The 22,814-nt window shown below is 67.2% G+C and carries 21 protein-coding genes; 14 read left to right on the plus strand and 7 right to left on the minus strand.

The genetic code is table 11. The annotated features are described in order from the left end of the window. Positions 1 to 124 precede the first annotated feature (124 nt). The 3 genes from KF688_16675 to KF688_16685 form a co-directional block, all read right to left on the minus strand. Positions 125 to 1,540, minus strand: coding sequence for a class II fumarate hydratase (locus KF688_16675; GenBank protein MBX3427315.1), 1,416 nt, complete (start codon positions 1,538 to 1,540; stop codon positions 125 to 127). A 95-nt stretch (positions 1,541 to 1,635) separates the two neighbouring features. Further along, complete coding sequence (locus KF688_16680; GenBank protein MBX3427316.1) at positions 1,636 to 2,007, minus strand: cupin domain-containing protein; 372 nt, start codon at positions 2,005 to 2,007, stop codon at positions 1,636 to 1,638. 212 nt (positions 2,008 to 2,219) lie between these two features. Then, the gene (locus KF688_16685; GenBank protein MBX3427317.1) at positions 2,220 to 3,152 is read right to left on the minus strand and encodes a mechanosensitive ion channel family protein; all 933 of its coding nucleotides are present in this window, start codon (positions 3,150 to 3,152) and stop codon (positions 2,220 to 2,222) included. A 127-nt stretch (positions 3,153 to 3,279) separates the two neighbouring features. Between KF688_16685 and KF688_16690 the strand changes: the two genes are divergently transcribed. The 7 genes from KF688_16690 (at position 3,280) to KF688_16720 (ending at position 9,109) form a co-directional block, all read left to right on the plus strand. Next, positions 3,280 to 3,936, plus strand: coding sequence for a hypothetical protein (locus KF688_16690; GenBank protein MBX3427318.1), 657 nt, complete (start codon positions 3,280 to 3,282; stop codon positions 3,934 to 3,936). Between the two features lie 104 nt (positions 3,937 to 4,040). Next, positions 4,041 to 4,739 (plus strand): SMC-Scp complex subunit ScpB, encoded by a 699-nt coding sequence (locus tag KF688_16695; protein MBX3427319.1) that lies wholly within the window; start codon positions 4,041 to 4,043, stop codon positions 4,737 to 4,739. Between the two features lie 203 nt (positions 4,740 to 4,942). Further along, positions 4,943 to 5,632 (plus strand): ribulose-phosphate 3-epimerase, encoded by a 690-nt coding sequence (gene rpe / locus KF688_16700; GenBank protein ID MBX3427320.1) that lies wholly within the window; start codon positions 4,943 to 4,945, stop codon positions 5,630 to 5,632. A gap of 119 nt (positions 5,633 to 5,751) precedes the next feature. Beyond that, a complete protein-coding gene (locus KF688_16705) occupies positions 5,752 to 6,360 on the plus strand; it encodes a histidine phosphatase family protein (protein ID MBX3427321.1) in 609 nt (202 codons plus the stop codon). Positions 6,361 to 6,458: 98 nt separating this feature from the next. Beyond that, entirely contained in the window at positions 6,459 to 7,307 is an 849-nt protein-coding gene (accD, locus tag KF688_16710) for an acetyl-CoA carboxylase, carboxyltransferase subunit beta (GenBank protein MBX3427322.1), read from the plus strand. Positions 7,308 to 7,574: 267 nt separating this feature from the next. Next, positions 7,575 to 8,447 (plus strand): serine/threonine protein kinase, encoded by an 873-nt coding sequence (locus KF688_16715; GenBank protein ID MBX3427323.1) that lies wholly within the window; start codon positions 7,575 to 7,577, stop codon positions 8,445 to 8,447. A 77-nt stretch (positions 8,448 to 8,524) separates the two neighbouring features. After that, entirely contained in the window at positions 8,525 to 9,109 is a 585-nt protein-coding gene (locus KF688_16720) for a hypothetical protein (GenBank protein MBX3427324.1), read from the plus strand. A gap of 53 nt (positions 9,110 to 9,162) precedes the next feature. On the opposite strand, the gene sdhA is transcribed toward KF688_16720, so the two are convergent. After that, positions 9,163 to 11,145, minus strand: coding sequence for a succinate dehydrogenase flavoprotein subunit (gene sdhA, locus KF688_16725; GenBank protein MBX3427325.1), 1,983 nt, complete (start codon positions 11,143 to 11,145; stop codon positions 9,163 to 9,165). Between the two features lie 134 nt (positions 11,146 to 11,279). Beyond that, complete coding sequence (locus tag KF688_16730; GenBank protein ID MBX3427326.1) at positions 11,280 to 12,005, minus strand: succinate dehydrogenase cytochrome b558 subunit; 726 nt, start codon at positions 12,003 to 12,005, stop codon at positions 11,280 to 11,282. A 573-nt stretch (positions 12,006 to 12,578) separates the two neighbouring features. Here KF688_16730 and purH point away from each other — a divergent pair. From purH to KF688_16750, 4 genes are all read left to right on the plus strand, one after another. Continuing rightward, a complete protein-coding gene (purH, locus tag KF688_16735; GenBank protein MBX3427327.1) occupies positions 12,579 to 14,171 on the plus strand; it encodes a bifunctional phosphoribosylaminoimidazolecarboxamide formyltransferase/IMP cyclohydrolase in 1,593 nt (530 codons plus the stop codon). 393 nt (positions 14,172 to 14,564) lie between these two features. Then, positions 14,565 to 15,686 carry a DUF1559 domain-containing protein gene (locus KF688_16740; GenBank protein ID MBX3427328.1) on the plus strand — a complete coding sequence of 374 codons (1,122 nt, stop codon included), beginning with the start codon at positions 14,565 to 14,567 and terminating at the stop codon, positions 15,684 to 15,686. Positions 15,687 to 15,898: 212 nt separating this feature from the next. Continuing rightward, positions 15,899 to 17,047 carry a UDP-galactopyranose mutase gene (glf, locus tag KF688_16745; protein MBX3427329.1) on the plus strand — a complete coding sequence of 383 codons (1,149 nt, stop codon included), beginning with the start codon at positions 15,899 to 15,901 and terminating at the stop codon, positions 17,045 to 17,047. 105 nt (positions 17,048 to 17,152) lie between these two features. Further along, on the plus strand, positions 17,153 to 17,935 hold the full coding sequence (locus KF688_16750) for a hypothetical protein (GenBank protein ID MBX3427330.1): 783 nt from the start codon (positions 17,153 to 17,155) through the stop codon (positions 17,933 to 17,935). Positions 17,936 to 17,960: 25 nt separating this feature from the next. Here KF688_16750 and KF688_16755 read toward each other — a convergent pair whose 3' ends face one another. Together KF688_16755 and ribB are read right to left on the minus strand one after the other, a co-directional pair. Continuing rightward, positions 17,961 to 18,395, minus strand: coding sequence for a hypothetical protein (locus KF688_16755; protein MBX3427331.1), 435 nt, complete (start codon positions 18,393 to 18,395; stop codon positions 17,961 to 17,963). Positions 18,396 to 18,499: 104 nt separating this feature from the next. Then, a complete protein-coding gene (gene ribB / locus KF688_16760) occupies positions 18,500 to 19,711 on the minus strand; it encodes a 3,4-dihydroxy-2-butanone-4-phosphate synthase (GenBank protein ID MBX3427332.1) in 1,212 nt (403 codons plus the stop codon). Positions 19,712 to 19,861: 150 nt separating this feature from the next. Here ribB and KF688_16765 point away from each other — a divergent pair, with 150 nt between their 5' ends. The 3 genes from KF688_16765 to KF688_16775 all read left to right on the plus strand — a co-directional run bounded on the left by KF688_16765 (position 19,862) and on the right by KF688_16775 (position 22,630). Next, positions 19,862 to 20,845 (plus strand): alpha/beta hydrolase, encoded by a 984-nt coding sequence (locus KF688_16765; protein MBX3427333.1) that lies wholly within the window; start codon positions 19,862 to 19,864, stop codon positions 20,843 to 20,845. Further along, positions 20,842 to 21,753 (plus strand): hypothetical protein, encoded by a 912-nt coding sequence (locus KF688_16770; GenBank protein MBX3427334.1) that lies wholly within the window; start codon positions 20,842 to 20,844, stop codon positions 21,751 to 21,753. Before KF688_16765 ends, KF688_16770 begins: the two co-directional genes overlap by 4 nt. Before the next feature lie 385 nt (positions 21,754 to 22,138). Continuing rightward, on the plus strand, positions 22,139 to 22,630 hold the full coding sequence (locus tag KF688_16775; GenBank protein ID MBX3427335.1) for a CBS domain-containing protein: 492 nt from the start codon (positions 22,139 to 22,141) through the stop codon (positions 22,628 to 22,630). Positions 22,631 to 22,814 lie beyond the last annotated feature (184 nt).

Consider the following 22,814-nt stretch of genomic DNA (forward strand, 5'->3'; position numbering starts at 1 on the left):
TTCTGCAAAGGGGGCGCGGCGCCGTTGAGTACGCCGTTGTCCGGTGTGATCCAGCCGAACTCCGTCCGAAGAGATCGGAAGCTACTTGGCTGCTTGATCGGTTTCGAGACAAGATGCGTTCGCTTCATGACGCCGGGCGCGTCATCGACGCCGGGTCCAACAGTTCGTTGAGCTTGTCCTCGGGGACCAGCTTTTCGGCGAGCACGAGTTGGCGGATCGTCGTGTTCTCTTTGAACGCCTGCTTGGCGAGTTGGGCGCACTTTTCGTAGCCCAGCACCGGGGCGAGGCTGGTGACCATCATCAGCGATTGGTCGATCAGCGCTTCGCAGCGGTCTGCGTTGCAGACGAGCCCCGTGAGCAGTTTGTCGACGAACACGTTCGAGACGTTCGCCAGCAGCTTGACCGACTCGACGAAGGCGTCGATCATCACCGGCATCGCGACGTTGAGCTCGAACAGCGAGCCGACGCCCCCCAAGCCCGAGGTGGTGACCACCGCGTCGTTGCCGATCACGCGGCAGGCGACCTGGATGACCGATTCGCAGATGACCGGGTTCACTTTGCCCGGCATGATCGAGCTGCCCGGTTGCGTCTCGGGGAGCAACAGCTCGAAGATCCCGCACCGCGGGCCGCTCCCCAGCCAGCGGATGTCGTTGGCGATCTTCGTGAGCGACACGGCGATCGTCTTCAGCTCGGCGTGTGCGGCGACGAACGAGTCCTTGGCGGCCTGGGCCTCGGGGTGGTTCTCGGCCTCCTTGAACTCGATCCCCAGATCCGTTGACAAGGCCGCGCACACCTTCTCGGCGAATTGCGGATGGGTGTTGATTCCCGTGCCGACCGCGGTGCCGCCGATCGGCATGTTCTCCAACAGCCGCGCCAGCGCCCGGCCGGCTCGCGTCGCCGCGTAGCCGGCCTGGGCCGCGTACCCGCCAAAGACCTGCCCCACGCGGATCGGCGTGGCGTCCATCAGGTGGGTGCGGCCGATCTTGATCACGGAATCCCACTGGGAGGCCTTCTCGTCGAGGGCCGCGGCGAGTCGGTTCAGCGCCGGGACGAGGGCCTGCTGCAACTGGACCGCCCCCGCGATGTGCATCGCCGCGGGGAAGGTGTCGTTCGAGGACTGGCCCATGTTGACGTGATCGTTGGGGTGAACCGCCCCGTCGGAGCCCTTGGCCCCCAGCCCGAGCCCGAGCCGCTGGTTAGCGAGGTTCGCAATCACCTCGTTGGCGTTCATGTTGGTCGAGGTGCCCGACCCGGTCTGGTAGACGTCGACCGGGAAGTGGACGTCGAACTTGCCCGCGGCCACGTCCTGGGCGGCGGCGACGATCGCCTCGGCCCGCTTGGCGTCGAGCTTGCCCAGTTCGCGATTGGCGATCGCGCAGGCCGCCTTGAGAAGTCCGAACGCATGGATCACCGTCGCGGGGACCGGCTCGAACGAGACCGGAAAGTTGTCGACGGCCCGGGCGGTCGACGCGCCGTACAGCGCATCTTCGGGGACCTGCATCTCGCCCATCGTGTCGCGTTCAACGCGGAATTTGGTCATCGGAGCCTCGCGGAAATGTGGGATGTGCGGTGTTTGACTGTTGAACTGCGAACACGTTGCGAGCCGCGGCGTCCCCGCCCGCGGCGCGCCGGAACTCATGGCCAGTCCTCGACCATCACGGTGTCGTCATGCTCGTACGCCGGGGCGCAGCAGCAGAGAAACCGCAGCGTCTCGGAGCCGATGTTCGTAATCTGGTGCCGTCGGCCGGGGAGAATCGCAATCGCGTCGCCGGGGCCGACGTCGCGAGTCTCTGTTTCGATCTGCATCCGCCCGCGTCCTTCCAGCAGGTAGTAAATCTCTTCGCATTGCGGGTGAACATGGGGCGCGGTCGCGGCTCCCGGCGGCAACCGGGCCTCGGCGAGGCTCTGGTTGCGGATCGCCGAATTGCGGTGCGCCAGCAGCTCGCGGATTTCCGAACCGTCCTTGGTGGCGAACGGCGGCGCGGCGGCAAGGTTGATCACGTCCATGGCGGCACGCGGGGCGAGGAAAGCAAGTCGCGGGCCAAACGGCCGAGCCCCATTCTCCGCCCAGAACCCCGCGCGCTCAATCCGTGCCGTGCGCGTTTTCCGCGCCCGTTTCCGCACACCGTCCGGCCGTACCGAGAAGCGGCCCTCGCGCACAGGCGCGAGGGCGCACAACGCTTCGCCGAGCTTCGCGCCGCTGCGGGAACGAACCGGCGCTACGCTGCGTCGAGTTGGTTGAGATGGACGTCGAGCTGCGGGAAGGGGATCGAGATCCCGGCCCGGTCGAGCTCCAGCTTGATCGCCCGGACGAGGGCCTGCTTGCCGTCGATGAACGCGTCGGTCTTGACCCACCCGCGCACCTGCCAGTCGACGCTCGAGGCCCCGAATCCCAGGAGGACCACCTTCGGCTCGGGCAGCAGTTCGACCAACGGGACGCTCTTGACGGCCGATTCGAGGGCGCGGCGAGTCTCGTCGATGTCGGCGAAGTAGCTGATCCCCACGTCGACGTCGGCCCGCCGGGACTTGTGGTAGGTGATGTTCTCGATCACCGCGCCGAAGATGGAACTGTTGGGAACGATGATCCGCCGATTGTCGGGAGTGTCGAGCGTGGTGGTGAACAGCTCGATCTCGAAGACCTTGGCCGTGTACCCGGCGACGTTGACGATGTCGCCCACCTTGTACGGGCGGAAGATCAGCAGCATCGCCCCCGCGGCGAAGTTGGACAGCGTCCCCTGAAACGCCAGACCGATCGCCAGACCGAAGGCGCCCACCACCGCGGCGAAGCTGGTCGTCTCGATGCCGAAGTAGCTCAGGCAAGTGAGCCCGACGATCAGCAGGATCAGCCACCGCACCAGCTTGGCGAAGAACTTGGTGAGCGTCTCGTCGAACTTGACCCGGGTCATCGCCCGCGAGACGATCGCCGAGGCCCAGCCGGACAAGGTCCAGGCGAGCGACATCAGCACCAGCACGAAGGCGATCCGCAGCCCGTAATACGTGGCGATGTGGAGCCACTCCTCCTGCGTCAGGTGGCGGAAATCGAGCGCGCGAAACTTGGCGAGCGTCTCGGCGCTCCACCGTTTGAACTCGTCGGACGTCTTCAGCGGATCGACGGCCTCGGCGGCCAGCAGGGCAAACATGGCGGTCGTCACGGCAAGCGGGTTGGCGTAGGATGCACAAGCGGAAACGGCCCGGGTAAGTACCGATTTGCCCGCGGCGCGTCGAGCCCGACGCTTTCCCGCCCTGAATCGCTGAATCGCCGATTGCTGCTAGCTGCCGATGAACTTCCTCGCTCACAGTCTGTTCGTCGCCGACGATCCGTATGAAATTGCCGGGGCGGCTGCGCCCGACTGGCTGCCGCTGACGCGGCCTCGGGTGCGGTGCCGATCGCGGTCCGCGGCGCCGTACGTCGAGCACCCTGAACCGGCGGTCGCCGCCCTAGCCCGCGGGATCGTCCGCCACCATGCCGACGACGACTGGTTCCACAACAGCCGGGCGTTCGCCGAGCTGGAATTGCAGCTCGCCCGGGCCGTGCGGCTGGCCACTCGGGACGACGACGGCATGCGGCCGAAGTTTCTCGGGCACATCTTGGTGGAACTGCTGCTGGACGCCGCGCTCGCCGAGCGCGAGCCGGAACTGCTCGACCGCTACTACGACCGCCTCGCCGAGGTCGACCCGAGCGAGGTCGCCCGCCGCGTGAGCGAGTTCGCCGGCGCCGATGCGGGGCAGCTCGGCCGAATCATTCCGCGGTTTTGCGAACTGAGGTTCCTGTTCGACTACGCCGACGACCAGCGGCTTGTGTTCCGGCTGAACCAAGTGATGCAGCGAGTTCGTCTGCCCGAGTTGCCGGAGTCCTTCGCGGCGATTCTTCCCGAGGCTCGGATCGCGGTTGCGGAGCGCACCGACGAACTGCTAGCGGCGCCAGCGGAACTGTGACCTGCTGAGCGAGAACCGCGCCGAGGTCGCTCGCAAGTCGTGGAGAACGACTCAGCTGCGAGATTCGGATTTCGAGCTTCGGCGCCGCGACTTATGATCCCGCTATGGATCCTCCCCAGGCTTCTGCCGACGACGCGGCGCCGCGGTTTTCGATCGAGCGGCTGTCGTCGGCTTTTGCGCGATTGATGGGGGCCCCCGCGGGGCAACCGGCGGTCGCGACGGCGCCCCCCGCGAGCGACGGCACGCTGGTGATCGACGACGGCGAGGCGACGCCCCCCACCCCCCAGATGATCGTCGAGGGGATGTTGTTCGTCGGCCGAGCCGACGGGAGCCCGTTGTCGGCTCGCGAGATTGCCGACCCGATCCGCGGCGTCGACGCCGCCGAGGTCGATGCGATCGTCGCGGGGCTCAACCAATCTTACGCCGCGGCGGGCGCCCCCTACGAAATCGTCGGCGAGTCGCGCGGGTACCGCATGCGCTTGCGGGACGAGTTCGCCTCCGTGCGCCGCCGCCTCCGCGGCGAGACCCGTGCCGCCCGGCTCACCCCCGCGGCGGTCGAGGTGCTGTCGCTGGTGGCTTATCGCCAGGGGATTACGATCAACGACATCGACCGCCTGCGCGGCCATCGCAGCCACTCGATCCTCGCAGGGCTCGTGCGGCGAGAGTTGGTTCGGGTCGAGCGCGGCCGTTCGGACAAGGGGACCGTCGAGGCCCGCTACCACACGACCGAGCGGTTCAACCGAGCGTTCCGCGTCGCCGCGCCGGCCGACTTGCCGCGGAGCGAGGACCTGGACGATTGTTGAGCAGCGGGCGAGGCGAGCAGCCGCACTGCCGGTTGGGGACCAAGACCGGTCGCGAGCCGTAAGTGGAATTGCACGTTCGGGTTAACCCCGCCCCATGCGGCCAGCGCCCTAGTGCCCGGCTGCGGCTTGAGTAAAATCGCGACCTGCCGAACCTGCTGGCCAGGCTGTCCGGAGACCCCGCCTCCCCTTCCCGCCGACGTTGCATGTCCTCTCGCGATCGGGTCCTTGAACTTCGCCGTCACGCGCCGGTGATCCTGCCGTCGCTGCTTCTGTGCGACTTCGGGAATCTTGAGCGCGAGGTCCGCGCGGTCGAGGAAGCCGGCGCTCGGGCGCTCCACCTCGACGTCATGGACGGCGTGTTCGTCGACAACATCACCTACGGCATGCCGATCATCGCCGCCGTGCGCAAGGCGAGCGAACTGCCGCTCGACGTCCATCTGATGATCGACAACCCGATCGACTACGTCGACGCGTTCGCCGATGCGGGGGCGGATCTGCTCACCGTGCACGTCGAGGCGAAGAACCCGCGCGGGGCCCTCGAGACGATCCGCAGGCGAGGGCTCGCCGCGGGGCTCGCGCTCAACCCGGCCACGCCGCTGGAGTCGATCCGCGACCTGCTGCCGTTGTGCGACATGGTGTTGGCGATGAGCGTCCCCCCCGGGTTCGGCGCTCAGCCGTTCGACCCCGTTGCGCTCGAGAAGCTTGAGAAGTTGCGCGACGAGCGAGACGCCGAGTTGCTCTTGGAGATCGACGGCGGGGTCAACGCCGGCACGATCGCCCGTTGCACAGCCGCAGGGGCGACGATGCTGGTCGTCGGTTCTGCGATCTTCAAAGCCGCCGCACCCTACGCCGAGAGCCTCGCCCGCCTGAATCAACTTGCCGGAGCGATGTGAACGGCAAGCCTTCCAGCATCCCAGCGTCTTCGCTTGTCCGCTCAACCGCGTTCGTCCACGTCCCGTTCCAATTTTTTCCCTGACGATCGTTCCCTGCGTCAGCCAGCCCGTCGCTAGCCATGTTTTCTCCGACTCCTGCCGTGTCGCCGTCGACGCTTACCCTGCTGTTGGTGCGCTCGGGGCAGACCGAGTACGAGCGGCAGGGTCGGATTCAGGGGACGCTCGACGTGCCGCTGTGCGAAGACGGCCGAGCCCAGGCCGAGCAGACCGCAGTTGAGCTGAAGGACGCCGTCGCGACGATCGGGGCGCTCTACGCGAGCGATTGCACTTGCGCCGCTCAAACTGCGGCGATCCTCGGCGCGCGTCTCGGGCTCAAACCGAAGCAACTGGCGAAGCTGCAGAACCTCGATCAGGGCCTGTGGCAGGGCCTGCTGGTCAGCGACGTGCGCGACAAGCAGCCGCGGGTGTTCCGCAAATGGCAGGAGGAGCCGGGCGCCGTTTGTCCCCCCGAGGGGGAGACGCTCCAGGACGCCAAGGCGCGAATCCGCACGGCGGTCGCCAAACTCGTCAAGAAGCACAAGACCGGCGCCGTGATCCTGGTGCTCCCCGACCCGCTGGCGACCGTCGCCCGGGGAGTCCTGTCCGGCGAGGAGATTTGCGACCTTTGGCGCCCGCTCGCCGCGGGGGAACCGTTGTGGCATGCCCTGCCGGCGACAAGCGCGCCATGAGGCTCGCCATGGCTGCCCCGCGGGGGCGTTGATATACTGCTGACTTCGACATCGGGCCGCCGTCGGCGGTGCACATCATGACCCTCCCCGCCGTCGCCATGAGCGAATCCGCGCCGATGAGCGAACCCCCCAAGCCGCCCCGCGAGAAGCGCGGCGTCCCCAGCGGGTTGTGGCTCCGCTGCGAGGGGTGCGGCGCGACGGTCTATCGCAAGACGTGCCAGGAGAACCTCTCCTGCTGCCCCGAGTGCGATTTCCACATGTACATCGGGGCGGTCGATCGCGTGAACTCGGTCCTCGACGCGGGGACCTTCGAGGAGTGGGACGCCGACCTCACGGCCCTCGATCCGCTGGGCTTCTCCGACAAGAAGAAGTACAGCGAGCGGCTGATCTCCGAGCAGAAGCGCACCGGGCTCAAGGACGCGATCCTGACCGGCGCCGGGATGATTCGCGCTCGCCGGGTGGCGTTCGCGGTGACCGACTCGGCGTTCATCATGGGGAGCATGGGGGGGGTCGTCGGCGAGCGGCTTGCCCGGCTCATCGAGCGGGCGACCGAGCAGCGGTTGCCGCTGATCATCGTCAGCGGCTCGGGGGGCGGGGCGCGGATGCACGAGGGGATCTACTCGCTCATGCAAATGGCCAAGGTCTCGGCCGCCCTGGCCCGCTACGACGCGGCCGGGGGACTGTTCATCTCGGTTCTCACTAACCCGACGATGGGGGGGGTCGCCGCGAGCTTCGCCTCGCTGGGGGACGTCACGTTCGCCGAGCCGAAGGCCCTGATCGGCTTCGCCGGCCCGCGCACGATCAAGGCCACCATCCGCATTGAACTCCCCGAAGGCTTCCAGACGAGCGAGTTCCTGCTGGCCCACGGCTACATCGATCGCATCGTGCGCCGCAAGGAGCTCAAGAGCGAGATCGCGCGGGTGATCGATTACTGCGGCAAGCGGTAGCGACGGCTCGAGCGTCCCAGGGCCGATCCGTTGTTCCAACGGACGTGCGGCATGGCCTCGACGGTCCGCCGTCGTGGCCATGCGTTCCCGACGCTTCTCATGCCCACGCGGACGAGGGCATGGCGCCCCGGGGACAACGGATCGGCCCTGGTTGCGTGGTGCACGTCGGTTGCCCGCAACACCTCGGGCACTTACAGTAAGGTTAGGCCGTGTTGCATCGGTCCTCGCTCTCTCGCAATTCCCCACTCTCGCACCCTGACCATTGCCATGGGCCTCGGCGGATTCTTCAAATCGCTGATCGAAGGGGGCAAGGTCGACGTCGCCAAGCGGTTCGAGCTGTTGCGCGAAGCGGTCTCCGGGACGATGAGCGACTTCTACATGGCTCGCGATCGCCAGACCGAGCAGATCGTCGGTCTGAAAATCCTCGACAAGTCGAAGACCGACCAACTGGAGATGCGCTTCCGCGGGCTCGACAAGCCCACCGAGGGCGAAGTCTCGATGTTGTTCAATCACCCGCGGATCGTCACGACCCTGGCTCACGGGCTGACGACCAAGGGCGAGCAGTTCGTCGTCATGGAGTTCCTCGACGGCCCGGGGCTCAACTCGCTCATCGTGGCGAAGAGCCCCCTGCTGGACGGCAACCGGCTCGAACTGGTGCGCGAGGCGGGCGAGGCGCTGATGGTCGTTCATGAGGCGGGGTTCATTCACCGCGACGTCTGTCCGCGGAACTTCGTCTGCACGAAGGACGCCAAGAGCCTCAAGCTGATCGACTTCGGCCTCACCGTGCCGGCCCGCAAGGAGTTCATGCAGCCGGGCATTCGCACGGGGACCCCCAACTACATGGCCCCCGAGGTGGTGCGCCGCAAACCGACCGACCTGCGGCTCGACATTTTCGCGTTCGGCGTGTCGATGTACGAAATGTTCTCGTTCGAGCTCCCCTGGATGCGCGGCAGCGACGGTCTGGCGGCGATGAGCCATGGCCAATCGAAGCCGACGCCGCTGGCGAAGCACTGCCCCTGGATCGAGCCGCGGATCGCCGAGGCGATCCACAAGTGCATCGAGGCGGAGCCGGAGAAGCGCTGGCCGTCGATGAAGGCGTTTCTCAACGCGATCCGCCCCGTGAAGAGCGAGCGGGCGTAGCCGCGCTGCTTCCGCTTCGGATTTCGAGGTTCGTGCACCGGAACGCCGTGGGAAACGGTCGCTTCAGGAGTCTTGCCATGCCGATTCGCGTCTTTGCCGCGGCGATTGTCTCCGCCGTGCTCATGTTCATTTGGGGATTCGTCTATTGGGTCGTGATCGGCGCCGGCGCCCAGACCCTCCAGGCGATCCCCGCGGCCAACGAGCTCGATTTGCTCGCGGTGATGCGCTCCTCGGAGATGGTGACGGGGATGTACGTCTATCCGTTCCCGGCCGACATGAACGACCAGCAGGCCGCAGCGGAGGTCGAACGCCAAGCCGCCGAAGGGCCGCGGTTCCAGCTCGCCTACGTCAAGGAGGGGGGGCCGGCGATGGACGGAAAACTGCTGGGGCTGGGGTTCGCCCACATGGCCCTGGTCGCGCTGCTGACCGCGACGCTCACGGCGCTCGCCGCCGGCGCCTTGCCGACCTTCGGCCGGCGATTCGCGTTCGTGCTGCTGGTCGGGATCATCGCCGCCGTGTGGGCGAACCTCGGCGACGTCGTGTGGTGGATGCACTCGCTCCGCTACGCCGCGGGGAACATCATCTTCTTCGTCGTCGAAGGCGCCCTCATGGCCGCGGCGATTGCGGGCATCGTCAAGCCGAACCGTGAAGCAGGCTGTTGAACCGCGCGCGAGCGACGCCCGAGGGTCGCTGATTGCCGAGCGCGAAGCCCCGGCTATTTGGCTGCTCCAGCGAGCTGCGCTTCCTTCGCCTTGGCGGCGCGGGCTTTCCACGCCTCCTCGATCACCTCGGCGCCCACCAGCCCGTACAGCCGCGGCCGCGGGGGGATGAGCGAGGTGTCGACGTCCTCGTACGACAGGGTCGGCTCGCCGTCGCGATCAAACGTGGCGATCGTGCTCTTGAGCCACTTGCGAGTCCGCGCCTCGAAGTCGTCGCACCACGCCTCGGCCTGACGCTTGCGCTCGGCGGGATCGGTCGCCTTGATCCCCGGCATATCGAAGTCGGGCTTGTAGTGGGCGCCCCGGCATTCGTCGCGGGCGAGCGCCCCTTTGAGGATCGCCTTGGCCAGCGGGAACATGTCCAACAGGCTCTTGGTGAACAGGACGTTCTGATTGGTCCAGTTGCCGGTGTCCGACAGCGAGCAGTGCTGCGCCCGCTCGCACAGTTCGTCGACTTGGCGAATCGCGTCCCGCAGTTGATCGTTGCGGCGCACCACGGTGGCGGCCTTGGTCATCACGTCGCCGAGTTGCTGGTGGATGAGGTAGGGGTTCTCCTTGCCCCCCTCGCGCTTCAGCAGGGCGTCGTGCTCCATCTGCTGTTTGGCCCGTTCGCCGCGAAGAAGCTGTTGGTATTTCTCGTCGCCGGCCGAGTCCTGGAGCGACCCCAGCAACGTCTCGACGCACGGGGCGACGAACAGCCCGCTGAAGATGCACGACAGCAGCGAGTTGGCGCCCAGCCGATTGCCGCCGTGGTACTGGTAATCGCACTCCCCGATGGCGTACAACCCCGGGATGTTCGTCTGGTGGTTGCGCGGCGAACCGGGAACGAGCCCGCCGTCCGCCGCCCGCTCGTAGTCGGCCCACAGGCCTCCCATCGAGTAGTGGACCGCGGGGAAGATCTTCATCGGTTCGTCCCGCGGGTCGACCCCTTGGAACTTCTCGTAAATGTGCAGGATTCCCCCGAGCTTGCGATCAAGTTCGGCTCGCGAGATGTGAGTCAGGTCGAGATAAACGCACTGGCGGTCGCTCTCGACGCTCAGCCCGTCGTTGACGCAGACGTCGAAGATCTCCCGCGTGGCGATGTCGCGGGGGACGAGATTGCCGTACTTGGGGTACCGCTCTTCGAGGAAGTAGTACCGCTCGCTCTCGGGGATTTGCTTCGGGGCGCGCGGATCGTGCGGCTTGCGCGGGACCCACACCCGGCCCCCTTCGCCGCGGGCCGACTCGCTCATCAGGCGGCACTTGTCGGCGCCGGGGATGGCGGTCGGGTGGACCTGGATGAACTCGCCGTTGCCGTACAGCCCCCCCGCCTTGCAGACGCGGGCCGCCGCCGAGCCGGTGCACGCCATCGACATCGTGCTGCGGCCGTAGATCAAACCGCACCCGCCGACGGCCATCACGACCGCGTCGGCCGGAAAGGCGCGAATTTCCATCGTGATCATGTTCTGGCCGATCGCCCCGCGGCAACGACCGTCCTCGGCGATCACCGGGGCGAGGAAATCCCACCCCTCGTACATGCTCACCATCCCCGCGGCATGCCAGCGGCGGACCTGCTCGTCGAGGGCGTACAGCAACTGTTGGCCGGTGGTGGCCCCGGCGAACGCGGTCCGCTTGTACAGCGTGCCGCCGAAGCGGCGCTGGTCGCGGAAGCCCTCGGGGGTGCGATTGAAGGGGACCCCCAACCGATCCATCAGGTCGATGATCCGCGGGGCCCACTCGGTCATTTCCTTGACCGGCGGCTGATGCTGCAGAAAGTCGCCGCCGTAGACCGTGTCGTCAAAGTGCTTCCACTCGTTGTCCCCCTGCTGCCGGGTGAGCTCGTTGACCGAGTTGATCCCCCCCTGGGCGCAGACGCTGTGGGAGCGCTTCACGGGAGTGAGGCTCATCAGGTCGACCGGCACGCCCGCCTCGGCCAGCTTCATCGCCGCCGCGAGCCCCGCCAATCCCCCGCCGACCACCAACACGCGCTGCTTTGCCATCGGTCAACCTGCTCTTCGTTCGCATTGTTCCGCTTGTCGTCTCGCGCAAGGGCGCGCAGGCGCAAAGGGAAACGGGAGTCATGTTTTCAGTCTCAGACCGGCGTCGTCGACGAGGGGCCGACGTGCGCCGATCTTTACTTGCTGTCGCCGGGTTCTGGGGGATGCACGATCTTGTGTTCGTCCGGCAGGATCTTGCCGATCTTGATGTTTTCTTCCCGCAGGGCGGCTTCCTCGGACTGCACGGCTTCGAATTGTTCCGGCGTGGCGACCGCGGCGCGAACTCCCCACAGGGCGCTCAGCCCGACCGCGGCCAGAACGACGCCGAAGGCGCCGCAGACGATCGAGGCCTTTTCCTGGGCCTTGGGGCTCGTCCACACGCCCCAGGTGATGCCCATCGTCCACAGCCCGTTGGCCAGGTGGTAGACGCACGCCAGGACCCCCACGGCGTAGAACGCGGTCATCCACGGCCCCCGCAACGCGGCGCCCGCGGTCGAGGTGGCGTTGTACGGCTTGAACTGGGCGCCCCCCAGCGGCCCGGCGACATGCTCCAGCCAGGGGTCCCAATGGAACCAACCGTGCATGTGGAACACGTGCCACAGGATGAAGAAAAACGCGATCACGCCGGTCGCTCGCTGCAGCGTATAGCGGTAATTGGCGGCGTAGCGGTAGTGATTCGTGTTGGGCAGCGCCCCGGCGACGATCACCATGCCGATGATCGCGTGAAACAGCAGCGGCAGGAAGATGAAACCCCACTCGACGACCGGCAAAATCTTGCCGAGGGCGTGAATGCTGAACACGTTGTTCTGGAACGTGGCGGGACTGTTCAGCACGCTGGCGTTCACGCTCAGGTGAACCACCATGTACGCCCCCACCGGGATGAGCCCGCTGAGCGAGTGGAGCCGGCGGATGAGAAAGTCGTGACGGGCCAGAAACGAGGTCTGCGAGCTGTCCACGGCGGCTGAGTTTCCGTCGGTTTTGCGGGGCGCCAAGGCAAGAAACCCCAGTATAGGGGAGGAAGGAACAGTCGCAAGGACGGCCGACAGCCGGGGATTCGGCCCCCGAACGAGGCGAGTCGACGCCAAGCACGGCAGTTGCGCCGCCGCCGCGGAGCCTTTGTCGGGTGCGCACTCGTTCAAGCCAATTGCGATTGTTTGCGTGTCTCGCGGGCGCTTCGGCGGACGACTCGGCGCGCCTCGATGTCCGTGGTCCGTCGCTGCGGGAAGCCGATTCATTGCCAGGTTTTCCCCCGCGGGGTTTGCCTGATCGGCGCCGCCGGCGCCGGCGGGGCGGGGATTCGCCGCCGGCGTTCCCCGCCCCGGGGCGCGGCTCGTTGTCACTCCGCGCCGGCAGTGCTATCGTGACGGTCCAGCGGCCAGGGATGGCGTGCGCAGCCAGCGTCTCGCATCGTATTCACTCGCCGTCGAGATCGTCCCATGACCGCCCCCGCCTCGCCCCCGCTTCGCCGGGCGCTCTTGAGCGTCAGCGACAAGACGGGGCTCGTCGATTTCGCCCGCGAACTGGTCGCCGCCGGGGTCGAGTTGTTCAGCACCGGCGGAACCCGCCGCGCGCTCGAGGAGGCCGGCCTGCCGGTCCGCGACGTCGCTCAGTACACCGGCTTCCCCGAGATGATGGACGGCCGGGTGAAGACGCTCCACCCGCTGGTGCACGGCGGGCTGCTCTGCCGGCACGATCGCCCCGACGACATGGCGTCGGTCGCGAAGCACGGCATCGCCACGTTCGAGCTGGTCGTGGTGAACCTCTACCCGTTCGAGCAGACCGTCGCCGACCCGAACGTGACGTTCGACGCGGCGATCGAGCAGATCGACATCGGCGGCCCGTCGATGGTCCGTTCGGCGGCCAAGAACCATGCGTTCGTCGCCGTGGCGACCAGCCCCCGGCAGTACGGGCGGATTGTCGAGGAACTGCAAACCTCCGGCTCGACGACCCCCGAGCTGCGGCGCGAGTTGGCCGCCGCGGCGTTCGCCCGCACGGCCGAGTACGACGCGGCGATTGCAAGCTACTTCGCCCGGGTGCAGGACGCCGAGGCCGCCTCGGCCGCGGGGCACGCGGCCCGGCTGTCGCTCACCCTGACTCGCAAGGCCCCGCTGCGGTACGGCGAGAACCCGCATCAATCGGCGGCGCTGTACGCCCTGCCCCATGCCGAGCCGCACGCCTTGGTGAACGCCGAGCAGTTGCACGGCAAGGAGTTGTCGTACAACAACCTGCTGGACCTCGACGCGGCGCTGGCGATCGCCCGCTCGCTGCCGGCGCCGGGGGTGGCGGTCCTCAAGCACAACAACCCCTGCGGCGCCGCGACGGGCGCCACGGTCGCCGAAGCCGCGGCCAAGGCGTGGGAGGGGGACCCGCTCAGCGCGTTCGGCTCGGTCCTGGGCGTGAACGTCCCGGTCGACGAGGCGATGGCCGAGTTCCTGGCCGAGCCGGGCAAGTTCGTCGAGGCGATCGTGGCGCCCGACTTCACTCCGGCGGCGCGCGAGATCCTGACCACCAAGCCCAAGTGGCGCGAAAACGTGCGGCTGCTCCGCGTCGGCGAAATTACCCCCGGCACAGCGGCGATCCAGCTCCGAGCGATCGACGGAGGCTACTTGGCCCAAAACGCCGACGATCTGCCCGACGATCCCGCCCACTGGCAGACCGTGACCGCCGTACAGCCGAGCCGCGCACTGTTGGCCGACCTGGAACTGGCCTGGGCCGTTTGCCGGCACGTGAAATCCAACGCGATCACGCTGGTCCGCGACGGCTCGCTCGTTGGCGCCGGCGCCGGGCAGATGAGCCGCGTCGACTCGGTCGAGATCGCCATCCGCAAGGCCGCCGACCGCAGCGTCGGGGCCGTGCTCGCCTCGGACGCCTTCTTCCCGTTCGACGACTCGATCCACGCGGCGGCCGCCGCCGGGGTCAAGGCGATCATCCAGCCGGGGGGCTCCCGCCGCGACGAGGAGGTCATCGCCGCCTGCAACCAGCACGGCCTGCCGATGATCTTCACCGGCCGCCGGCATTTTCGGCATTAGCGCTTTGCCAGCCCAAAAACTAGCCTTTGACAAAGCGCTCGTGCTTTGCCGGCTTGCCCCCATGCCATGAGCGGACAGAGCGAGCCGCCGGCGCAGCACGCGAGGGTTTCGCCGGCAGAACGGCCAAGCCGGGTCGTGATCCCATTTGCGCCCCTCAATTTGGCAAATGGGATCACGACCACCAAGCCGCCGTCCCAGGCGGAAGTCTGCGGCCCTTCCCCCCTCTTGCTGGCTTTTTTCGGCCTCTTGGGCGATAATCCACGGCATCGCCGTCGATTTCAGTCTGCGCCGTCCCCGGCCCTGTCGCGGGGTCGGGTGCGCTCGTCTTGCGGCGCGGGACCGCCTGCGGTCCCTCAGGGGCACGCTTTGTACGCTAAGTCAGGAACCGGAACGATGAAGAGCTCGACCCGCCTCGCCCCCTTGCCGCGCCGACGCTTCGCGCCTCGATCCCGACATGGTTTCACGCTCGTGGAACTGCTGGTGGTCATCGCGATCATCGGCGTGTTGATGGCGCTGCTCCTGCCGGCGATCGGCGCCGCCCGCGAGAACGCTCGCCGGGCGACCTGCACGAACAACCTCAAGGAGATCGGCCGAGCGTTCGTGGCGCTGACGACCGCGGCGAAGAACAACGAGTTTCCCGGGTTCATTCAGGCTCAGAAGCTCGCGCCCGGAGCGTCCTACCTTCCTCCTCAACATCCTGCAGGTCATCCTGCGGGCAGTGTGATCATCAGTTGGGCAGCGAAGTTGCTGCCGCAGCTCGATCGACAGGGAGAATGGGACACGCTGCTCAGCGGGGGTATGAACAACCTTGGGAACCCGCAGCGAATCGACGCGTTCATCTGCCCGAGCGACGCGAAGACGAATCCCAACTTGGCGTACCTGACCTATAGCGTGAATTGCGGCGCCCCGGACGCCAACGGCTCGGGCCCGGCCGACTTCCCGGCCAACGGCATCTTCTACAACCGACTGCTGAACAACTCGCCGACGGTTCGCTTCGGCACGAAGGACATTAGCGACGGCGCCTCGATGACCCTGCTGGCCAGCGAGAACATCCACAAGGACGAGGATAATTCAAATTGGCTGACACTTTCACCGGGTCTATTGCCTAATCCATCGGGTCAATGGCCTGTTCCCTTGGCTGCGGTCGAGCAGCCGTACGGTTTGACGTGGGTGTTCAACAGTGCGAACCCGTTCGCCCCCTCTCTGGGAGGCACTCCGCAACAGGCGCCGATCAGCAAGTTGCGTGATGCGGACTCGTTGAATACTCCGTTTGCTCAAGCCGAGTCGGTCTACAGCCGGCCGGCGTCGTCGCATCCCGAGGCGGTCGTCATGGTCTTCGTCGACGGGACCGTGCGCACGGTCAAAGATACGATCGAGTATCGGGTCTATCAGCAACTGATGACTCCCAACGGCAGCAAGTGCCGCTGGAACGGGTACGCGGGGACGACCCCCGACGCGGTCATGCCCGAGCCGTTCTACAACATCGGCCAGTCGCTGTCCGAGTCGGACTTCTAGAAGCCGTTCTGGACTGCAATCCATGCGCGGCGGGCGCTAGATCCCGATGTACGACGGCGGCCGTTTCTTGCCGACCGTTGCCTGCTGCGTCGGCGGCTCGCGCCGTCCGCTTGCGGTCTCGATCGCGTCTTGCGCCAGCGGCGCCAGCACGGCTCGCCCCGGCGCGTATCGCCGTTTCGCCGGTTCACGGGGTTTGCTACAAGCGGTCCCCTATGCGGGCTGCTGCGAACCATCCGCCGTATGACTTTGCGATCGTCGGGGCCGGGCTGTTCGGCTCGGTCTTTGCGCGCTGCGCCGCCGATGCGGGCAAGCGGGCGCTGGTGGTCGATCGTCGGCCGCACATCGGCGGCAACTGCTACAGCGAGCGGGTCGCGGGGATCGAGGTCCACCGCTATGGGCCCCACATCTTCCATACGAACAACGCCCGCGTGTGGCAGTTCGTCAACCGGTTCGCCCGGTTCAACCACTATCGCCATCGGGGCGTGGTGCGGCACGGCGAGCGGCTGTTTTCGTTTCCGATCAATCTGGCGACCCTCCATCAACTGTGGGGGACCGCGACGCCGGCCGCGGCCGAGGCGAAGCTCGCCGCCGTTCGCGAGCCGCAGCCGCTCGGGGCCGACGACCTGGAAAGCTGGATCGTCAGCCAAGTGGGACGCGAGCTGTACGAGATCTTCGTCCGCGGCTACACCGCCAAGCAGTGGGGACGCGACCCGCGCGAGCTTCCGTCGTCGATCATCAAGCGGATCCCCGTGCGACTCGCTTGGAACGACTGGTACTTCGACGACGAGCACCAAGGGATCCCCGTCGACGGCTACACGCGGCTGTTCGAGAACCTGCTCGACCACGACCTGATTCGGGTCGAGACGGGGGTCGACTTCTTCGCCGAACGAGCCGAACTGACCGCCGCGGCGGAGCGGGTCGTCTACAGCGGCAAGATCGACGAGTTCTTCGACTGTCGCTACGGGGAGCTCGAGTATCGCTCGCTGCGATTCGAAACGATCGAAACCCGCGGCGACTTTCAGGGGGCGGCCATCGTCAACTACGCCGACGCCGCCGTGCCGTACACGCGGATCGTGGAGCACAAGCACTTCGCGATGCAGTCGTGCGACGCCACCGTGCTCACCTACGAGTATCCGCAGGCGTACAGCCGGGGGGGCGAGGCGTTCTACCCGATCCGCGACGAGCGCAACGCGGCCCTGTACGAGCAATATCGCCGGCTGGCCGCGGGGTCGAACGTGTTGTTCGGCGGCCGGTTGGGAAGCTATCAGTACTACGACATGCACCAAGTGATCGCCCAGGCGATGGCCGCCGCGGAAAAGGCCCTCGCCCCGGGAGCGGCGACGGACGCGCGAGCGGCCTAGGAGGAACGATTGGCGATTTGCGTTTCGCCGATCAATTCGGCTCGCAAACCGCTCGCCGCCATGCCCCGGATTTTCCAGACTCAAGTCACCAACCACTCTCTTCCCATGAACCGCAATCTCGTCATTAGCATCGTCGGCGACGAATCGGTCCATCGCACCTGGCTCGCCGGGACCGAGCCGCGGTCGTTCGACCTGTGTCTCGTCTACTTCGGCGACCGCTGGGACCAGTGGGCGGGGGACGGCCAGTACTATCTGCGCCGCAAAGGGATCAAGTACCAATTGCTGTACGACCTGTTCCAGGACGAACTGGCCCACCTGGTCGAGGAGTACGACCGATTCTGGCTGCCGGACGACGACGTCGCCGCGGACACGGGCACGGTGAACCGGCTGTTCGCGCTGGCCGCGAAGCACCGGCTGCAGATCTGCCAGCCGGCGATCGGCCGGGGGGACGTCAGCTTCGAAGCCACCCGGGCGCATGCCGGATACACGCTGCGCTACACGCGATTCGTCGAGATCATGTGCCCGTTGTTCACCCGCAAGGCGCTGGTGCGGGCGATGCCGTTGTTCGCGGCCAACAAGTCGGCGTGGGGGATCGATTGGGTCTGGTCGTCGCTGTTCCGCGAGGACGAGGTGGGGATCGTCGACGCGGCGGCAGTGCACCACACGCGACCGCTCAAAGCGGGGGGAGTTCACGCCCGGCTGCAAAGCATGGGGGTCGATCCCGGCGCCGAGCACGCCGCGCTCATGCAGCAGTACGGCATCCGTAATCGGCGGTTCCATCGCCGCATCGTCCGCGATACGGCCCGACTCCGCGGGCTGGACGTCGCCGGGAACGAGGTGTGGACCTGCTCGCGGTGGCAGGACTGGTTCGGCCGCAAGGCGGCGTGAACAACCTTGCGGGCCAAACTCCGGCTCACCCTGCCGCATAGCTGCGGAACGACGGTTCGTCGAGCACGATCCCTTCGAGCACCAGCTCGAACGCCAGCGTCGTCGCCGGCCAGCCGAGGCAAGCGAGCACGGCGTCGAGCGTTTCCGGCGGACAGTCGCCGTGGAGCTCGACTCGATGGAGCCGCTCCCCGAAGTCGAACAGATGCCCGTCGAGCTGCCAGCGGCGTTCCTCGGCGTCCCCGGCGATGACGAAGAACCCGTCCGGCTCGGCGTCGAGCCGCGGCAGCGCCGTCAGCGCATCGTACGCCGTCTCGAAGGTCACGGAGTGAAACGCGTCGAACGTCGGCGGGCGACCGTCGGGGGTGCGCAGCGGCGCAAGCTCGCTGCCGCGAAGCAGAAGCGGCGCGCTGGGAGCGACCCCCGCGGGGACGGCGTAGATGTTCGCGTGGAAGTTGAGCATGCGCGTCTGATGCACTGCCCGCGGGCGGGGACGCCGCGGCTCGCGAGTTGTTGTTCAAGCGCAATCCGTCAAGCGAGCCGCGGCGTCCCCGCCCGCGGCGCACGTCACGCTTCCGGCAGCTTGTGCCCCATCTTCGTCCGCTTCGTCTCCAGGTATGCCGCGTTGTGGGGCGTGATCGGGGAGACGATCGGCACCTGATCGACCACCTCGAGATCGAACCCGCCGAAGACGAACGCCTCGGTCTTCTTGGGGTTGTTCGTCAGCAGTCGCACTTTCCGCAGGTCCAGGTCCTTGAGCAGTTGGATCCCGACGCCGTAGTCGCGGGGGTCGGCCATGTAGCCCAGGGCGAGGTTCGCATCGACCGTATCCATCCCCTGGTCCTGCAGGGCGTAGGCCTTGATTTTTTCAACCAGCCCGATGCCGCGCCCTTCCTGCGGCAGATAGACCAAGACGCCTGCACCCTCGCGGGCGATCATGTCGAGAGCCATGTGCAATTGGTCGCCGCAGTCGCAGCGGAGCGACTCGAGCAAATCGCCGGTGAAGCACGACGAGTGCAACCGCACCAGCGGCGCCTCAGCCGCGGCCAGATCGCCGATGACGTAGACGACCGGCTCCTGCGTTTCGTACTTCACGCCGTAGGCGATAATCCGCCCGTGGCCGTACTTGGTCGGCAGCAGGGCCTCGGCTTTTCGGTAGACGAGCTTTTCGCGCTGCCGGCGATAGGCGATGAGCTGCTCGATCGAGATGATCGGCAGGGCGAAGCGCCGGGCCAGTTCCAACAGCCGCGGGCGGGTGGCGCGGTCGCCGTCGTCGTCGAGGATTTCGCACAAGACGCCGGCCGGTTGCAGGCCGGCCATCCGGGCCAAGTCGACGGCCGCCTCGGTGTGCCCCGCCCGCCGCAGCACGCCCCCCTCTTTGGCCACCAGCGGGAACAAGTGTCCGGGGCGGTTGAAATCGCTCGGCTTGCTCGCCGGATCGCAGATCGCCAGGATCGTCGTCGCCCGCTCGGCGGCGGTGATCCCCGTGCGGCTCGAGCGGTGATCGACCGGCACGGTGTAATTCGTCCCCAGCGGGGCCGTGTTCGACTCGACCATCGGGGCCAAGTCGAGCCGTTGGCTCACGTCGGGCAGAATCGGCATGCAAAGCTGACCCCGTCCGTGGGTGATCATGAAGTTGATCACCGCAGGGGTCGCTTTCTCGGCGGCGCAGACGAAATCTCCCTCGTTCTCCCGGTCTTCGGCGTCGGCGACGATGATCACTTCGCCCCGCGAGATCGCGGCGACGGCTTCCTCGATGGTCGAAAACTGGCTGCTCACGGGCGTGGTCGGGGGGACGGGGACGCGGGGCGGGGGCGGAAGGCGGGCGTGTCGTCACGGCGAAAATGCCGTTGCCGCGACGCACTCCTTGCGCAAATAGTATAGGAGGCCGCACGGCGGCTCACCAACGCCCTGCCGGGGGAGAAAACCGTGATTCGCTTGTCGCTGCCGTTGTTGCTCGTCGTTTCGTGGTGCGGTTCGTCGCAGCCGCCGGCGCTTGGAGCCAAGGAGCCCGTCGAAACCCTGTACGGCGAAACGTACGCCGAGCGACACGACGGGCCGCTGCGAGCCGACGCCTACTTGCCGCAGGGCGAGGGGCCGTTCCCCGGAGTCTTGGTCGTCCACGGCGGCGCATGGCGAATGGGTTCCAAAGCGCAGTTGGGAGGGATCGCCCGCCGGCTGGCGAACAACGGCTACACGGCCGTGGCGATCAACTACCGGTTGGCGCCGGCGCATCCGTTCCCGGCACAGGTCCTTGATTGTCAGGACGCCCTGCGGTGGATGCGCCGCGAAGCGCCGCGGCTGAAACTCGACCCCGAGCGAATCGGCGGGCTCGGTTACTCGGCGGGAGGGCATCTGGTGGCCCTGCTGGGGGCGCTCAACGGCCAGACTCTCCCCGCTCAGGTCGCCGCCGAGGAGGCGGACGACCAGGACGCCGCGGCCGGCGAATCGCAATCGGCCGGGAGTCCGGAGATCGACGAGTCGATCCGACTTCAGGCCGTCATTGCCGGCGGGGCGCCGTGCGACTTCCGGCCGATGCCGCTCGACTCGTTCCGGCTGGTCTACTGGCTGGGAGGAACGCGACGCGCCCGGCCGAACGCCTACCGCCTCGCCTCGCCCGCGGCGTTCGTGACGCCCGACGATCCCCCGATGTTTTTCTATCACGGCGAGGCCGACATGCTGGTCCCCGTGCTCAGTCCGCAGGAAATGTGCCGGGAACTTTCCGACGCGGGGGTGCCGAACGATCTCTTCATGGTGGCCGACCTGGGGCACACCCCCAGCGCCGGCAATCCCGAGGCTCTGGTCCGCGGGTTGGCGTTCTTCGAGAAGCACCTCAAAGGCGAGGCCGCCCCGGCCGAGGACCGGCAGAGCCCGGCCTCGATCTCGGCGTCCGAGGCCGGAGCGGCGCCATGAGCGATCCCGGCGCCGACCAGCCCGGGGCCGAGGACCAGCCGGCGCCGCTGTCGCCGCTGCCGCGGGAGGAGTATGTCGAACAACGGCACCTGTTCCGCACGATGGGCGAGCAGATCCGCGAGAACGTCCCCGCCCAGGACATGCTGGCTGGGATCCGCGAAGAGGTGCTGGCGACGACCAAGCTGCCGATGGCGATCGACTTCATGCTGGCCGAGCTGCGGCACTTGGGGACCTTCAGCACGGCGATGCAGCGGCTGGGGCACTACTTCACGCCGTTTCAGTGCTACGTGACGGCCGAGGCCGAGGACGATCGGCGCCGGTTCGACATGCGAATCGCCCTGGAAATCCTGGCCCGCGAGGCGGAGTATCGGGCCCAAGGGATCAGCCGGCAGGGGTTGTTTCTCTATCAGCTCGAAGCGCTCAGTCGCAACCGGCTGGGGTACGACCGGGGACTCGAGGCGATCGCGGGGGATCCTTCCTACGACCAAGCGTGGCGGGAGTGGATTCTTACGGTCCGTCGGCAGATCGGGTTGGTCGAGACGGCCGACCTGATCTACGTCCGCAGCGAGTACTACCGAGAGCGGGCCGCGGCGCTTTCCCTGGGGGAGGAGTCTCCAGCCGAGCCGGAGGTCGCGGTGCTGTTCGGCCGACGCGAGGGGCGAATCGCCTGGGCGAATCGCCGCAAGGACCCGCTGTACCTGTTCGCGGCGCTCCACCGGCAGTTGGGGTACCCGGAGGTCCCCCGGCCGCGAGCCGAAGACCCCGAGGAGCGGCTGTTGCCGGTGCTGGCGCGGCGGATCGAGCTGTTGGAGTCGCGGCTGAAGCTGGTCGAGGACGAGCAGCGCGGGGGCTTCGACCTGACGAAGTTCTATCAAAAGCCCCCCGAGCCGCCGGCGGAACGGGGGTAAGTGCGACGTCATCGCAATGGGACGGCTGCCGCGCGTCCGTCGCGAGGTCGTGCGTAAGCTGGGGCGCAAAAAGCAAAAAAGCGAGGAAAATCCCGGGGGTTTTGCGGTTCAACCAAAATCTGCGGCGTGGTAAAGTTTTGAGAGTGAGGACGGTTGAGTCCGCAAGGTCGGCAGAGTTGCCGGCAGAAAGTCGCCCGTCGACGGCCGCCCAGGCCCGCCAATTCGGCTCGACGGGCGGCGTTTCCCCCCCGACGAGCTTCGACGCGACAGCGCCCTACGCCCCCATGGCTCAACCGCTTCGGTTCTCTGCGTCGCCGCTGTCCCCTTTGCAGAAGCTCGGCCCCGCGCCTGTGCGCGGGCGCTCGACGAAGGCTTCGGTTCGGCCGTGAGTTTTCTAAGTCTGACCACCGACCGTGTGACGACGGCCTATCCCGAGCAAGCGCTCCCCGTGGCCCCGTCGTGCACGCTGGGGGCGACGCTGCAGTTGATGAAGCAGCATCGTACGGGCGCCGTGCTGGTGTGCGAGGACGTGCCCGCGGCCGACGGCGTCGGGACGGTCAGTCGCATCGTCGGGATCTTCACGGAGCGCGACGCGCTGCGGTGCATGGCCGACGGCGCGTCGCTCGAGGCGCCGATCACCGACTCGATGACCCCGGGCCCCGCGACGATCAGCCCGGCCGCCACCGTCGGGCAAGCCATCGCCAAGATGGCGCAGCACGGCTTTCGCCATTTGCCGATCGTCGACGAACAGGGGCAACCGACCGGCGTGACTGCGGTCCGCGGGTTGGTGCATTACTTGGTCGATCACTTTCCCAACACGATTTACACGCTTCCTCCCGACCCGGGCAAATCGCCCGACGAGCGCGAGGGCGCCTAGAACAATCCTGAGGTGAGCGGCGCACGCGAACGACGCGAGCGCTTCGACTGCCCGAGCATTACGAAGCGCCGCGCCCGCGTCGCTGCAGCGGGCCCCGCGACCCCGCGTTTTCCTCCCAACTCGCTCGCATCCCTCGCGATTCTCCGAGCATTCCCCCCGCGTTCGCCATGCCAAGCACAGTTAA

The organism is Pirellulales bacterium (genome assembly GCA_019636345.1).
In the GTDB taxonomy this organism is placed as follows: domain Bacteria; phylum Planctomycetota; class Planctomycetia; order Pirellulales; family Lacipirellulaceae.